The 14463-nt window shown below is 59.8% G+C and carries 12 protein-coding genes; 11 read left to right on the top strand and 1 reads right to left on the bottom strand.

What is annotated here, in order from left to right:
- Positions 1 to 6 precede the first annotated feature (6 nt).
- The 3 genes from rpoS to rlmD all read left to right on the top strand — a co-directional run bounded on the left by rpoS (position 7) and on the right by rlmD (position 3449).
- Positions 7 to 1101 carry an RNA polymerase sigma factor RpoS gene (gene rpoS / locus AWB64_RS15475; RefSeq protein WP_060856294.1) on the top strand — a complete coding sequence of 365 codons (1095 nt, stop codon included), beginning with the start codon at positions 7 to 9 and terminating at the stop codon, positions 1099 to 1101.
- Between the two features lie 65 nt (positions 1102 to 1166).
- The gene (locus tag AWB64_RS15470) at positions 1167 to 1943 is read left to right on the top strand and encodes a 3'-5' exonuclease (protein WP_060856293.1); all 777 of its coding nucleotides are present in this window, start codon (positions 1167 to 1169) and stop codon (positions 1941 to 1943) included.
- A 66-nt stretch (positions 1944 to 2009) separates the two neighbouring features.
- Positions 2010 to 3449 carry a 23S rRNA (uracil(1939)-C(5))-methyltransferase RlmD gene (rlmD, locus tag AWB64_RS15465; RefSeq protein WP_374728629.1) on the top strand — a complete coding sequence of 480 codons (1440 nt, stop codon included), beginning with the start codon at positions 2010 to 2012 and terminating at the stop codon, positions 3447 to 3449.
- Between the two features lie 92 nt (positions 3450 to 3541).
- Here the strand turns inward: rlmD and AWB64_RS15460 are convergent, their stop codons facing one another.
- Positions 3542 to 4240: a Bax inhibitor-1/YccA family protein gene (locus AWB64_RS15460; RefSeq protein ID WP_060856291.1), complete on the bottom strand. Its 699-nt coding sequence runs from the start codon at positions 4238 to 4240 to the stop codon at positions 3542 to 3544.
- A 308-nt stretch (positions 4241 to 4548) separates the two neighbouring features.
- Here AWB64_RS15460 and ndk point away from each other — a divergent pair, with 308 nt between their 5' ends.
- The 8 genes from ndk (at position 4549) to der (ending at position 14329) form a co-directional block, all read left to right on the top strand.
- Complete coding sequence (gene ndk / locus AWB64_RS15455) at positions 4549 to 4974, top strand: nucleoside-diphosphate kinase (protein ID WP_047897645.1); 426 nt, start codon at positions 4549 to 4551, stop codon at positions 4972 to 4974.
- Between the two features lie 96 nt (positions 4975 to 5070).
- Positions 5071 to 6213, top strand: coding sequence for a dual-specificity RNA methyltransferase RlmN (rlmN, locus tag AWB64_RS15450; protein WP_060856290.1), 1143 nt, complete (start codon positions 5071 to 5073; stop codon positions 6211 to 6213).
- Positions 6214 to 6455: 242 nt separating this feature from the next.
- Complete coding sequence (locus tag AWB64_RS15445) at positions 6456 to 7610, top strand: RodZ domain-containing protein (RefSeq protein WP_060856289.1); 1155 nt, start codon at positions 6456 to 6458, stop codon at positions 7608 to 7610.
- A gap of 239 nt (positions 7611 to 7849) precedes the next feature.
- Complete coding sequence (gene ispG, locus AWB64_RS15440) at positions 7850 to 9169, top strand: flavodoxin-dependent (E)-4-hydroxy-3-methylbut-2-enyl-diphosphate synthase (RefSeq protein WP_060856288.1); 1320 nt, start codon at positions 7850 to 7852, stop codon at positions 9167 to 9169.
- A 6-nt stretch (positions 9170 to 9175) separates the two neighbouring features.
- The gene (gene hisS / locus AWB64_RS15435; RefSeq protein WP_060856287.1) at positions 9176 to 10522 is read left to right on the top strand and encodes a histidine--tRNA ligase; all 1347 of its coding nucleotides are present in this window, start codon (positions 9176 to 9178) and stop codon (positions 10520 to 10522) included.
- A 100-nt stretch (positions 10523 to 10622) separates the two neighbouring features.
- Entirely contained in the window at positions 10623 to 11252 is a 630-nt protein-coding gene (locus AWB64_RS15430) for a tetratricopeptide repeat protein (RefSeq protein ID WP_060856286.1), read from the top strand.
- A gap of 145 nt (positions 11253 to 11397) precedes the next feature.
- On the top strand, positions 11398 to 12537 hold the full coding sequence (gene bamB, locus AWB64_RS15425; RefSeq protein WP_060856358.1) for an outer membrane protein assembly factor BamB: 1140 nt from the start codon (positions 11398 to 11400) through the stop codon (positions 12535 to 12537).
- Between the two features lie 454 nt (positions 12538 to 12991).
- Positions 12992 to 14329 carry a ribosome biogenesis GTPase Der gene (gene der, locus AWB64_RS15420; protein ID WP_056364601.1) on the top strand — a complete coding sequence of 446 codons (1338 nt, stop codon included), beginning with the start codon at positions 12992 to 12994 and terminating at the stop codon, positions 14327 to 14329.
- The last annotated feature ends 134 nt before the right edge of the window (positions 14330 to 14463 follow it).

Raw genomic sequence — 14463 nt, 5'->3', positions numbered from 1 at the left:
ATCACCATGCCTAAATCGAAGCGCCGCCCGCCGCAAGCCGAGACTGAGCCAATCAGCCGACCCACGCAGACAACGGTGGAAGACGGCGCTTCGAGCCACGCAGACGAGTCGGAATCCGAAACGGTTGAAGCCGAACTCGACGGTGACGAAGAAAGCGGATCAGGTGGCAAGGATGCAGCGGAGGGCGCAAACGATTCCGTGCCCGACGTCGACGACTTCAAGTCGATCCTGCAGGCCGAACTGACCGCCGACACCATTCAGCATTACCTGAATCGTATTAGCGTAAAGCCGCTCTTGACTGTCGAAGAAGAGCAGCGTTACTCGCGGCTCGCTAAAGCCGGTGAGTTCGAAGCGCGGCAGGTGATGATCGAGCGCAATCTGCGGCTGGTGGTGAGTATCGCGAAGGGTTATCTCAATCGAGGTGTGCCGCTGCTCGATTTGATCGAGGAAGGCAATCTCGGCCTGATGCACGCGATCGAAAAATTCGATCCTACGCGTGGTTTCCGGTTTTCGACCTATGCCACATGGTGGATCCGCCAGAGCATAGAGCGCGCAATCATGAATCAGGCGCGCACAGTGCGTTTGCCCGTTCACGTGATTCGTGAACTCAATCAGGTGCTGCGCGCGAAACGCCATCTCGAGAAAAGCTCGGCTAATTCCACGGCGGCCATAGCGCCGGATAGACGCGACGCGAGTATTGACGACATCGCGCATCTCACCGGCAAGACGCCCGAGGAAGTCACTGACATCCTGGCGCTGAATGAACACACGGCGTCGCTGGATGCGCCGCTGGACCTTGATCCGGCGAGCAGCTTGCTCGACCTGCTTTCCGACGACGCCAGCCAGTCTCCCGATTCCGAAGTCCAGCATCGCGAACTGGAAACGCTGACGAAGCTCTGGCTTTCGCGTCTTTCCGACAAACACCGGCACGTGATCGAACGCCGTTTTGGCTTGAATCACATCGAACCGGCCACGCTCGAGGAACTCGCCGACGAAATGGGCCTGACGCGTGAACGAGTGCGCCAGATCCAGCAAGAGGCGCTGGTGCGGCTGAAGCGTTTTTTTGCATCGAACGGCGTGCGCAAAGATGCGGTGTTGTAGTGGTTTGTAGTCAGGCGGCGACCGGTCAGCGCTTTCCTTAGAAAAACGCCGAATCCAATCAAGTAATGACTCCCATTCTCGTATTCGATATCGAGACAATCCCCGATGTCGAGGGTATTCGCCGTCTCGAAGATCTCCCCGCCACGCTCACCGACGCCGAAGTCGCCGAGCACGCCTTCGCCGCGCGCCGCGAACGGGTCGGCAATGACTTCCTGCCGCACCATTTGCAGCGCATCGCCGCCATTTCATGCGTGTTCCGCGACAACACCGGTTTTCGCGTGCGCTCGCTCGGCGCCACCACGGATTCGGAAGCTGCGCTGATCCAGTCGTTTTTTCGCGTGATCGAGAAATACACGCCTCAACTCGTGTCGTGGAACGGCGGCGGTTTCGACCTGCCGGTCTTGCACTATCGCGCGTTGATTCATGGCGTAACGGCTTCCCGATACTGGGACCTGGGCAACGATGACCGCGAATTCCGCTACAACAATTACATCAGCCGTTATCACGCACGCCACACCGACCTCATGGATGTGCTCGCGATGTATCAGGCACGCGCGAATGCACCTCTGGACGCTCTCGCAAAGCTGTGTGGTTTTCCGGGAAAACTGGGCATGGACGGCGGCAAGGTCTGGCAGGCGTATTCGGAAGGGCGGCTCGACGAAATCCGCAATTACTGCGAGACCGACGTGGTCAATACTTACCTGATGTATTGCCGCTTCCAGTTGATGCGCGGCGGGTTTTCCCAAGAGGAATATGTTGATGAAATCAACGTGGTGAAAAACGCGCTCGCGCTGGAACCCGCGCCGCACTGGGCCGAATACCTTGCGGCGTTCGGCCAATAGGCATCTGCCGATTGCTGGTGCGGCATCGTTTACAATTCCCGCCTTCGCAGTCTTTCCCTTCAATTCATATATCAGTCAGGAAGTCCGCAGGTGCCTCGCGCTCGTAAAAAATCCAATCGCCGATGGAATCCGCCTGGACGAATCGTTCCGCTCGACCCCGCGGCGGCACCACTCGAGATCGAAATCCAGTCGCTAGATATGGAGGCCCAGGGCGTCGGCCGCACGCGTACGGAAGACGGTTCGGCGGGCAAGGTTATTTTCGTGGAAGGCGCGCTGCCGGGCGAACGTGTCTCGTATGCGACCTTTCGCCGGAAAGCGGCATTCGAGCAGGGGCTATTGGTCAAGGTATTGCGCGAAAGCGTGATGCGGACGCGTCCGAAATGTCCCTATTTCAGTAAATGCGGCGGCTGCTCCATGCAGCATCTCGATGTGCGTGCACAGATCGCGGTCAAGCAGCGGGTGCTCGAGGACAACCTCGAACACATTGGCAAGCTGCGCGCCGAGACAATCTACCGGCCGATTCATGGGCCGTCTTGGGGTTATCGTTATCGCGCGCGTCTATCCGTTCGGCTGATCGCGGGAAAGGGCGGCGCGCTGGTCGGATTTCATGAGAAGAAAAGCGATTTTGTCGCCGATATGCCAACTTGCGAGGTGCTGACGCCACACGTGTCGGCGCTGCTCATGCCGCTTCGCAAGCTTGTTCAGGATCTTTCCGTTCGCGATCGCCTGCCGCAAATCGAAGTCGCTGTGGGCGCCGAAATCACGGCGCTGGTCCTGCGGATTCTTGAACCGTTGACCGAGGCCGACGAGGCGCTGGTCCGTGCCTTCGCCGACAGGCACGGCGTACAGTTCTGGTTGCAACCCAAAGGACCCGATACCGCATATCCGTTTCATCCGGTCGAACGTGAACTGGCGTACACCTTGCCGGAGTTCAATATCCGGATGCCGTTCAAGCCAACCGATTTCACGCAGGTCAATCATCAGATCAACCGCGTGCTGGTGAGTCGCGCGTTGCGATTGCTGGCGCCTTCACGCGCGGATCGCGTACTGGATCTTTTTTGCGGTATCGGCAATTTCACGCTGCCGCTTGCGCGGGTGTCGCGTGAAGTGATGGGTATTGAAGGCAGCGAAGGGCTTACGCAGCGCGCGCTCGAAAATGCCAGGGCGAATGGCGTGGATGGTCATACATCGTTCGCATGCCGAAACCTGTTCGAAGTCACGGCCGACGATCTGCGTGCACTCGGACGCTTCGATAAATACCTCGTGGATCCCCCTCGCGACGGTGCGCTGGCAGTGTCGAAGGCGCTTGCTGAACTGGCGCAGCATGGGGACTACGACGTGATGCCTGGGCGTATTGTGTATGTATCGTGCAATCCTGCAACGCTCGCGCGCGACGCGGGCGTGCTTGTCCGGGAGGCGGGTTACCGGCTCAAGGGCGCCGGCGTGATGAACATGTTTCCGCACACGTCGCACGTCGAGTCGATCGCATTATTCGAACGAGACTGATTCTTCGTCTATCCGGATGCGTTTGCGCCAGGCATAAAAAAACCGGCCTCCAGAAAGGCCGGTTTTTTTGTTTGAAACTTTCGAGGACCAGATCAGTTCCGGTTGCCGCCGAAAATACCGAGTAACGCGAGCAGGTTCGTGAATACGTTGTACAGGTCCAGATAGATTGCGAGTGCGGCACTGATGTAATTCGTCTCGCCGCCGTTCACAACGCGCTGGACGTCGAACAGCATATACGCCGAGAAGATCACGATCGCCAGCACGGACACTGTCAGCATCAATGCGGGCAAGTGCAGGAATACGTTCGCGAACGCAGCGAGCAGCAGCACGAGCACGCCCACGAACAGCCACTTGCCGAGGCCGGAAAAGTCGCGCTTGCTGACCGTTGCGATGGTCGCCATGGCCGCGAAGATCACGCCCGTGCCACCAAAGGCCATCATGATGAGCTGCGGTCCGTTCGAGAAGCCGAGAATGAAGCTCAGCATGCGCGACAGCATCAGTCCCATGAAGAACGTGAAACCAAGCAGTACGACGACGCCCAGGCTGCTGTTTTTCGTGCGTTCGATAGCAAACATGAAGCCGAACGCTATCGCGAGGAAGGCAATGAAGCTCATGGCCGGGCTGGTCGCTGCAAACAGCGAAAAGCCCGTTGCAACGCCGACCCAGGCGCCGAGAACTGTCGGCACCATCGAGAGGGCGAGTAGCCAATACGTATTGCGCAACACACGGTTGCGGGTTTCGGACGACGTGACGCTGCCGGTACGGCCAAAACCGTAAGGGGACTCGTTCATGGTTTCTCTCCTTGCCTAAACTTGTGTAAAGCAACCTGGTTCAAAAAATACTGGCCCGACTTGTTCTACGCCGCAGCGTTGCGGGCCACTGGCGGGCCCTTACAGACGCAATATGCGTCTATGTTGCGCCAAATTCAACGGTGCTGCACCGCAACGAGCGGGTCATTAAAATTACCGCGCATTTCGTTACTGCACATGTGCTTTGATACTTACGATGCCGTAAGGTTTCCATCGCAATCATACAACGCTTCGTGCTACAATTGTCGATTCATTTATATTCGTAACCCGTTCATTTTTTGGAGTTTTTCATGGCAATCGAGCGCACCCTGTCGATTATCAAACCGGATGCAGTGGCAAAGAATGTGATTGGCCAGATCTACAGCCGTTTTGAACAGGCGGGCCTGAAGATTATCGCAGCTCGCATGGTTCACCTGTCGCGTGCTGACGCGGAAAAGTTCTACGCAGTCCACGCTGCGCGTCCGTTCTTCAAGGACCTCGTTGAATTCATGATCTCCGGCCCGGTGATGATCCAGGCGCTGGAAGGCGAAAACGCCATCCTGACGAACCGTGACCTGATGGGCGCAACGGATCCGAAGAAGGCGGACAAGGGCACGATCCGCGCTGATTTCGCGGACAGCATCGACGCTAATGCAGTGCACGGGTCGGACGCAGCAGAGACCGCGCGTCAGGAAATCGCGTTCTTCTTCCCCGAAGTAAACGTTTATTCGCGTTGATTCGGGAGTAGATTTATCGCAGGAATTGGCGCGAAATGACCGGAGCGCGACTTCGAACGCCTCCGGCTTCGCTTATCAGGAAATGGCAGAAATCGAATGACAGCTTCCACCGTCAACCTTCTGGATCTCGATGCCGCCGGGCTCGTTGCATATTGCGACAGCCTGGGGGAGAAGCCGTTTCGCGCCAAGCAATTGCAGCGCTGGATCCACCAGTTCGGCGTTGACGATTTCGACGGCATGACCGATCTCGCGAAATCATTGCGCGAGAAATTGAAAGGCCGGGCAAGTCTGGACATGCCCGCCATCGTTCGCGACCACGTTTCCACCGACGGCACGCGCAAATGGCTGATCGACGTGGGCAACAGCAACGCGGTCGAGACTGTCTACATTCCAGAAGAAAATCGCGGCACGCTGTGCGTTTCATCGCAAGCGGGCTGCGCGGTCAATTGCCGGTTCTGCTCGACCGGCAAGCAGGGGTTTTCCCGCAACCTGAGCACGGGCGAAATCATCGGCCAGTTGCGAATGGCGGAATTTGCGCTGCGTGCATCCAGGAGCGGTACTTATGGCGTGCCGAACAACGGCAAAGCGGACCGCGTCGTGACCAATGTCGTGATGATGGGCATGGGCGAACCGTTGCTCAATTACGACGCCGTGGTGCCCGCCATGCGCCTGATGCTCGACGACAACGCCTACGGGTTGTCGCGGCGCCGGGTGACCTTGTCCACGTCGGGCGTCGTGCCCATGATGGACCGGCTTGGCGCGGATTTGCCGGTGGCGCTCGCCGTGTCCCTGCATGCGCCGAATGATCCGCTGCGCGACATGCTTGTGCCGCTCAACAAGAAGTATCCGCTGCGCGAACTGATGGCCGCGTGCCAGCGTTATTTGAAAGTGGCGCCCCGCGATTTCATCACGTTCGAGTATTGCATGCTCGACGGTGTGAATGACAGCGAGGCGCATGCTCAGGAGCTCGTTGCGCTGACTCGCGACGTACCGTGCAAATTCAATCTGATTCCGTTCAATCCATTCCCTGAATCCGGATTGACGCGATCCGGCAATGAACAAATCAAGCGTTTTGCACAGGTATTGATGGACGCCGGTGTTGTGACCACGGTGCGTAAGACCCGCGGCGACGACATCGATGCAGCGTGCGGGCAACTGGCCGGCGCGGTACAGGACCGTACGCGTCTTGCGCAGCGCATGGGCAAGGCGTCGAAGGTTATTGAGGTTCGGGCTGTTTGACGCGCGTATCGGCCAAGCCGCCACGGCGTTGCGGCTGCACGCGCGTTAGTTAATTAGCCGATATGTGCCATTCGGTTGCGAAATCGGAAAATTCGGCAATAAACGATCAAAGTCGGCGCACAACACCGTGCATTTTGTTATAAAGCGGTCTGCAACGCCGGTGCGGCAGTTTCGTGCGGTAGCGCCGTGCTCGGCAACGAAGCCGAGCAGCGACAAAAAAGAATCGATGCGAGGAAATTGGGATGAGTGAGCCGCAGCACCCGACGCCATTTGGCGCTCATAAAGGTGGCCAGTCGGGCGGTCAGGCCGGGCCTGTGTCCGCAAGCCAGCCGGAGCACACTCCGAGCGCAGTGCAGGGCGGAGTCCAGGCAGCAGCGGGCCTTGAGTCGGTCGCAGCGGTGGGCGTTCGTCTAACGCAACTTCGCGAGGCGAAGAACTGGTCGCTGGATGACGTGTCTGCGCGGCTGAAGGTATCGCCGCAAAAGTTGCGCGCGCTCGAAAGTGGCGATCTTAGCCTTTTTCCGGATCGCAACTTTGCAGCGGGCATCGTGCGCAGTTACGCGAAGATCATGGGCGCGGATCCCGCACCGTTCACGGCAGCGCTGCGTCAGGCCAATGGTCCGGTAGAACAGAATTTGTCGTTGCCCGCGTCGTCGGGCGCGGGATTGCCTCGCGGCCGTGTCTCGGTGCCGCTTGGCAGTTCGCCGAAGCGCCGGTCCTGGTTGTGGGGTGTCGCGGCAGTAATTGTCGCGGTGATCGCGCTTGCAATGTGGCATACCGGCGGCGACTCGGCGGCGTGGCTCTCACGATTGAAGGCTAGCGCCAATGGTGCGAGTCAGTCGGCGGGCGGCGAAACGAGCTCGGGCTCGGCCGTGGTCGCGTCCGAAGAGTCCAGCGCAAACGCGGGTTCGGTCGCACCTGGCGATACGGCTGCGAGTGGCGCTGCATCGAATAATTCGACCGCGCAGCAAGCGGCCGCTCAGCCAATGCCGAGTCCGTTGGGCACGAACGCGCTGCCCGCGTCTTCCTCGACTATTACGGCTGTTCAGGGCACGGCCGCCAAGGGCGCAAGCGTCCCGGCCGCCGTGCCGCTCGCGAACGCGGCTAAACCCGAGGCGCCTGCGTCGGCTGCCGCTGTGGTTGGGACCGGTGCAAATACGCTCGAATTAAAGGTGGCGCGCGATAGCTGGTTCAGCGTGCGCCAGAAGGACGGTAAGGAAGTCTTCTCGGGTCTGGTCAAGGCCGATTCGGTGCAGCGCGTAGCGGGAGACGCGCCGTTCAAGATCACCGTTGGAAATCGCGCGGGTCTCGACTCGCTGACGTTCGATGGACAGCCGGTCGATCCTGCCAAGTTCGGACCGGCCAAAGGCAATGTCGCGCGTTTTTCCTTGCCGTGAGGCGGATGCCGCAAGCTCCGGGCGAAGCGCGCCGGGGTTTGGCGAACAACGGATGCTGGCCGGTTCTCGTGCTGCGCTGAATCGAGCCGTCTGGCCTCGATCTTCAGGTCTGACACGAAACCGTGCGAAGATTTCGGCGAGGCGTTGCGAATTTTCAAACGCCGTTCCTTGTCCTTGAGTCTCATTCATTCCAGAAACGCGTCACCGTGCGGTATCCGGCAACGCAGAGGGCCATTTAGATGCAATCCGAAGCTCAACAACCCCTAATTGAAAGCAGGATTTGTTCGTCGGAGCCTGTCTTCGGCGGATCGTGGAAACGAAGGGCGTCGCACGCGGTTGACGTTCGATGGGGCGGCCAGCTCGTCACCATTGGCGGCGATTCGCCCGTGCGCGTCCAGTCGATGACAAACACCGACACCGCAGATGCAATTGGTACGGCAATTCAGATCAAGGAACTGGCGCAAGCCGGCTCGGAGCTGGTGCGGATCACGGTGAACACGCCTGAAGCCGCGGCGGCGGTACCGGCCGTGCGCGAACAGCTCGACCGAATGGGTGTGACCGTGCCGCTCGTCGGCGATTTCCATTACAACGGTCACACGCTGCTGCGCGACTATCCTGCTTGCGCGGAAGCGCTGTCGAAATATCGTATCAATCCGGGCAACGTCGGTGCTGGCGCAAAACGCGACACACAATTTGCCCAGATGATCGAAGCGGCCGCGCGTTACGACAAGCCGGTGCGGATCGGGGTGAACTGGGGAAGTCTCGACCAGGACCTGCTCGCGCGCATGATGGACGAAAACGCCGCGCGTGCAACACCCTGGGAAGCGCAAAGCGTGATGTACGAGGCATTGATCCAGTCGGCGATCGGCTCGGCGGAACGTGCGGTCGAACTCGGCTTGCGGCGCGATCAGATCATTTTGTCGTGCAAGGTCAGCGGCGTGCAGGACTTGATCGCGGTTTATCGCGAACTGGCCAAGCGCTGCAGCTTCGCACTGCACCTTGGGCTCACCGAAGCGGGAATGGGCTCGAAAGGCATTGTGGCGTCGACGGCGGCGTTGTCGGTGCTGTTGCAAGAGGGCATCGGCGACACCATCCGGATTTCGCTCACGCCCGAACCCGGCGGCGCGCGAACTGGCGAAGTGATCGTCGGGCAGGAAATCCTGCAGACCATGGGCTTGCGTTCGTTCACGCCAATGGTCATTGCCTGCCCAGGCTGCGGGCGCACCACGAGCACGTTGTTCCAGGAACTGGCCTCGCAGATTCAGACTTACCTGCGCAACGAAATGCCGGTCTGGCGCGATCAGTTCCCCGGCGTCGAGAAGATGCATGTTGCGGTGATGGGTTGCATCGTGAACGGGCCGGGTGAATCCAAGCAGGCGAATATTGGCATCAGCTTGCCGGGTTCGGGCGAGAATCCCGCGGCGCCGGTGTTTATTGACGGCGTGAAGGTCAAGACGTTGCGCGGCGAACATATCGCTCAGGAGTTCCAGCAAATCGTCAGCGATTACGTCACGCGCACTTATGGCAAGCGCGAAACCGCGCAGGCAGAAACAATCTAAAGACAGATGACTGAAGTCAAGAAAAAGCTTGAAAAGCTGAGCGGCGTGAAAGGGATGAACGACATCCTGCCCGAGCACGCCGCGTTGTACGAATTCTTCGAAAGTACCGTGAAGTCGATGCTGCGGGCCTACGGCTACCAGCAGATCCGCACGCCCATTCTCGAGCATACGCAACTGTTCACGCGCGGCATTGGCGAAGTGACGGATATTGTCGAGAAGGAAATGTACAGCTTCACCGACGCGCTCAATGGCGAGCAACTCACACTGCGACCGGAGAACACGGCCGCAGTGGTGCGCGCGACGATTGAACACAATTTGCTGTACGACGGCCCGAAGCGGCTCTGGTATGTCGGGCCGATGTTCCGTCACGAGCGTCCGCAGCGTGGGCGGTATCGGCAGTTTCATCAGGTTGGCGTGGAAGCGCTTGGTTTTGCAGGTCCGGACACCGATGCTGAAATCATCATGATGTGTCAGCGCCTGTGGGACGATCTCGGGCTCTCCGGTATCCGTCTGGAACTGAATTCGCTTGGTCAGCCTGAAGAACGCGCAGCGCACCGGAAGGAACTGATCGCCTATCTCGAGCAACACATCGACACACTCGATGAAGAAGCGAAACGCCGTCTCTATACGAACCCGTTGCGCGTGCTCGACACGAAAAATCCGGCGATGCAGGAAATCGCGCAGAACGCGCCAAAGCTTGTCGATTTTCTCGGGCCCGAATCGCTTGCGCACTTTGAAGGCGTTCAGCGTTTGCTGAAGGCGAACAACGTGCCGTTCACGATCAACCCGCGTCTCGTTCGCGGTCTTGATTACTACAATCTGACCGTGTTCGAGTGGGTGACCGACAAGCTTGGCTCGCAAGGCACGGTCGCGGGCGGCGGGCGCTACGATCCGCTGATCGAGCAGCTTGGCGGCAAGGCGGCGGCTGCGTGCGGCTGGGCCATGGGCGTCGAGCGGATTCTTGAATTGCTGAAAGAAGAAGATCTCGTGCCGGCGCCGGAAGGCACGGACATCTACGTCGTGCATCAAGGCGAGGCTGCGGCGTTGCAGGCGTTTATCATCGCGGAGCGTTTGCGCGATACCGGCCTCGACGTCATCCTTCATTGCAGCCCGGATGGCGCCGCGGCGAGCTTCAAGTCGCAAATGAAAAAAGCCGATGCGAGCGGTGCGGCATTTGCAGTCGTACTCGGCGAAAACGAGCTTGCGCAGGGCATGGTGGGCGTCAAGCCGTTGCGCGCGACATCGCTTGAATCAACGGGTCAAAAGAACGAGCAGGCCACCGTGCCTGTGGAAGACTTGACCGAATTTCTAATCAATGCGATGGTGGCAACCGCCGACGACGGCGCCGACTGATTGTCCGGCGGCGTCGCGCGGAAAGCCCCGTGCGATGGACCGAAACAATGGCGCGCGGCATTGCACGCGAACACAAGAGCAGTCAAGGAATACGCTGGGCATGAGCTATCACGAAGAACAAGAGTCACTTGAAAACCTGAAGGCCTGGTGGGCCAAATGGGGCAACTCCACGACCTGGATCGTGCTCGCGGTACTCGTGGTCGCGGCAGGCTGGAACGGCTGGAACTTCTGGCAACGCAGGCAGGCCGCCGAAGCCGCTGTCCTCTACGATCAGGTCCAGCAGGCTGTGGCCGCGGGCGACAAGACGCTGATTTCGCGCGTTTCCTCGGACATGGAAGACAAGTTCGGCGGTACCGCCTACGCGCAGATGACCGCGCTCGCCGCAGCCAAATCCCTATACATGAGCGGCGACAGCGCAGGCGCGAAAACGCAATTGCAATGGGTCATCGATCACGCAAAGGATGCTGAATACAAGCAGATCGCGAAACTGCGGCTGTCGTTGATTCTCCTCGATGAAAAAGCCTACGACGCCGGCCTGAAAGTGCTGGCCGACGAACCGCTCGACGCGTTCAAGGGCGTGGTGGCGGACCGTCGCGGCGATTTGCTGGCGGCGCAAGGCAAGCGCGACGACGCGCGCACCGCCTATAAACTGGCGCTCGATTCGCTGCCGCAATCCGACTCGTCCGCGCGCCAGTTGATCCAGTTCAAGCTCGACGCGCTGGGCGGCTAGCGCTGGATTGAGTCACGCATCAACCGTGGTCTTTATGCGAGTGCGTTGCTCAATGGGTTAAAGTCGCGGGTTCCCGGCTATTTCAAGCGGGTTTCGCGCAGCACACCGATCAACCGATTTCACCTTATCCATGTTGCGTCCACCGATGAATTTTCTGAAACGCTACGCTCTGCCGCTCGCCTGCGCGATGTCGGTCATGCTCACGGCCTGTGCCACCAAGGACGAGCGCCGGGTGCCGACTCCGCTTGTCGAGATCAAGCCCGTTCTGAATGTGGAGCAGGCCTGGAAGGCGAGCGTCGGCAAGGCTGGACGCTACATGTTCTCGCCGGTTGCCGTCGGCGACGCTGTGTTTGCGGCGGGTGCGAACGGCACCGTTGCGAAGATCGATGCGAAGACGGGTCAGGATGTATGGCGCGTCAAGCTCAAGGACGATCTGTCGGCGGGCGTGGGTACCGATGGCAACCTGACCGCGGTCGGTGGCCTGAAGGGCAGTGTGTTCGTGCTCGGACCTGACGGCAAGCAACTGTGGACGGCTACGGCGCCGGGCGAAATCATCTCGCCGCCGCTCGTGGGCAACGACCTCGTGATCGTCCGCACCATTGACGGCAAGATCGTGGCGTTCAATTCGCAAACGGGCGAGCAGAAGTGGATGTTCCAGGCGCGCGCGGTGCCGCTGAACCTGCGTGTTGCGGCCGGCATGACGTTCGCGGCATCGCAGGCGGTGTTGGCGGGTTTCCCGGGCGGCACGTTCGCGGCAATCAACCTGCAAACCGGCGACGCATACTGGCAGACGCCGGTTTCATTCCCGAAGGGCGTGACCGAAGTCGAACGTATCAACGACGTGACGGGTGCGCCGACGCTGGTCGGATCGGAGACCTGTGCGGTGACGTTCCAGGGCCGCATCGGCTGTTTCGATGCCAACTCGGGCCGTCCGCAATGGGAAAAGAACTTCTCGAGCGACAGCGGTCTCGCGCAGGACAATGAAGTCGTGGCGGCGGGTGACGACTGGTCGGTGGTCAACGCATTCAGCGCGATCGACGGCACCTCGCTCTGGAAGAACGACAAGCTGAAGAATCGCACGGTCAGCGTGCCGTTCATTCTGGGTCGCGCGGTCGTGATCGGCGACTATCAAGGTTTTGTACATTTCCTTTCCACGACCAATGGCGAATTTGTCGGCCGCGCCAAGACCGACGGCAGCGCAATCACGGCTGCACCGGTTCTGGCCGGCGACACGCTGGTGATCCAGACGCATGACGGCGGCCTGTACGGTTTCCGTCCGCGCTGAGGGTCTGGATTGAGCTGACGAGCGGGCCGGTTTTGCCGGCCGCTCGTGTTTCTACGGACTTTTTGTTTTTTTAAGTCCGCGCCGTGCGAATAGAATCGATTCATCAACGCTGCACATGACGAATCTGTCGTGCGGCAAATAAGCGCACAAGCAGCATTGGCAACGGCACACCGTTTATCCCGGCATCTGCATTCCTGCCGCTGGGCGCGCAAATTCATGTTTTCGACGGAGCGCTCAACGCGTTCCAGATGCGCCTCGAACGGGCCGGCAGGACCGATCAGCAGGAAGTTAAAAACAACCGCACATGCTGCATCCAGCGACCGATCCGCTGGAACCGTGCTAATTTTCGACACACCGCCGGATCGCGCACTCGCGGTTCGCCGTTTCCGGAGTGACATCCGGCGCACGCTGGGCCGGAATGATCCGCCTTGCGTTCAACCAAGAACACCATCTGATGAAACCCGTAATTGCCCTCGTGGGGCGCCCCAATGTGGGGAAATCGACGCTCTTCAACCGCCTGACGCGTTCGCGCGACGCCCTCGTCGCCGACTTGCCCGGTCTCACACGCGACCGCCATTATGGCGAAGGCCGCGTGGGCGACCGTCCGTATCTGGTCGTGGATACCGGCGGTTTCGAGCCGGTCGCGAAAGACGGCATCCTGCATGAAATGGCTCGTCAGACGCGTCAGGCGGTGGAAGAGGCCGACGTGGTCGTGTTCATTACCGACGGCCGCAACGGCCTCGCGCCACAAGACAAGGCGATTGCGGACTATCTGCGCAAGACGGGCCGGCCGCTCTTTCTCGTCGTCAACAAGGCCGAAGGCATGAAGTACAGCGCAGTGGCCGCTGACTTCTATGAGCTTGGCCTCGGCGACCCGCGCGCCATTTCGGCAGCGCACGGCGACGGCGTGACGGAAATGATCGGCGATGCACTCGAGATCGCGTACGCCGGCCAGCCGGAAGAAGACCCGGAGGAGAAGGCTGCGCGCGGTGTGAAGATCGCCATCGTCGGACGTCCGAACGTCGGCAAGTCCACGCTGATAAACGCACTGGTTGGCGAGGAGCGCGTGATCGCGTTCGACATGCCCGGCACCACGCGCGATTCCATCTATGTTGATTTCGAGCGAAGTGGCCGCAAGTACACACTGATCGATACAGCGGGTTTGCGTCGTCGCGGCAAGGTGTTCGAAGCGATCGAGAAGTTCTCGGTGGTGAAGACGCTGCAGTCGATTTCAGACGCGAACGTGGTGATCCTGCTGCTCGATGCGCAGCAGGACATCTCCGAGCAGGACGCGCACATCGCGGGATTCGTGGTTGAACAGGGGCGTGCGCTGGTGGTCGGCGTGAACAAATGGGACGGGCTCGATTCCCATGTGCGCGAGCGCACCAAGGCTGACCTGACACGCAAGCTCAAGTTTTTGGACTTTGCTAAATTTCATTACGTGTCGGCGCTGGAGAAAACCGGTATTAGCCAGTTGATGAAATCTGTCGACGACGCTTACGCCGCCGCCATGGCAAAGCTGCCAACGCCGAAGCTCACGCGCGCGCTGATTGACGCCGTGGAGTTCCAGCAGCCGCGGCGTCGCGGCCCGATCCGTCCGAAGCTGCGTTATGCGCATCAGGGCGGGCAGAATCCCCCGATCATTGTCGTGCACGGAAATGCGCTCGACGCGATCACCGACACCTATAAACGCTACCTCGAAGGGCGCTTCAGAGAAACTTTTGGGCTGGTTGGGACTCCATTGCGCATAGAGTTTCGTTCGAGTGCGAATCCTTACGCGGATAAGGGCTGAAGTCTGGCTGAATCCCGCGTGCATCAAGCGTTTCGCCGGGTTTTGGGCGGCCGGCGCGCGCTGGTGCGAAAATGAAAATCGGCTATAGTGTAGCGATTGACGGCGGATCTCTTTTTCTTCGTCGCAATCACGTT

The organism is Caballeronia sordidicola (genome assembly GCF_001544455.2).
Classification (GTDB): domain Bacteria; phylum Pseudomonadota; class Gammaproteobacteria; order Burkholderiales; family Burkholderiaceae; genus Caballeronia; species Caballeronia sordidicola.
Note: the sequence above shows the minus strand (reverse complement) of the source record. Positions and strands in the feature narration are given on the sequence as shown.

Coding starts and splice junctions, on each gene's coding strand:
- ndk (WP_047897645.1), top strand. CDS start 4,549: ATGGCAATCGAGCGCACCCTGTCGATTATCAAACCGGATGCAGTGGCA.
- hisS (WP_060856287.1), top strand. CDS start 9,176: ATGACTGAAGTCAAGAAAAAGCTTGAAAAGCTGAGCGGCGTGAAAGGG.
- AWB64_RS15445 (WP_060856289.1), top strand. CDS start 6,456: ATGAGTGAGCCGCAGCACCCGACGCCATTTGGCGCTCATAAAGGTGGC.
- bamB (WP_060856358.1), top strand. CDS start 11,398: ATGAATTTTCTGAAACGCTACGCTCTGCCGCTCGCCTGCGCGATGTCG.
- AWB64_RS15470 (WP_060856293.1), top strand. CDS start 1,167: ATGACTCCCATTCTCGTATTCGATATCGAGACAATCCCCGATGTCGAG.
- AWB64_RS15460 (WP_060856291.1), bottom strand. CDS start 4,240: ATGAACGAGTCCCCTTACGGTTTTGGCCGTACCGGCAGCGTCACGTCG.
- rlmN (WP_060856290.1), top strand. CDS start 5,071: ATGACAGCTTCCACCGTCAACCTTCTGGATCTCGATGCCGCCGGGCTC.
- ispG (WP_060856288.1), top strand. CDS start 7,850: ATGCAATCCGAAGCTCAACAACCCCTAATTGAAAGCAGGATTTGTTCG.
- rpoS (WP_060856294.1), top strand. CDS start 7: ATGCCTAAATCGAAGCGCCGCCCGCCGCAAGCCGAGACTGAGCCAATC.
- der (WP_056364601.1), top strand. CDS start 12,992: ATGAAACCCGTAATTGCCCTCGTGGGGCGCCCCAATGTGGGGAAATCG.
- AWB64_RS15430 (WP_060856286.1), top strand. CDS start 10,623: ATGAGCTATCACGAAGAACAAGAGTCACTTGAAAACCTGAAGGCCTGG.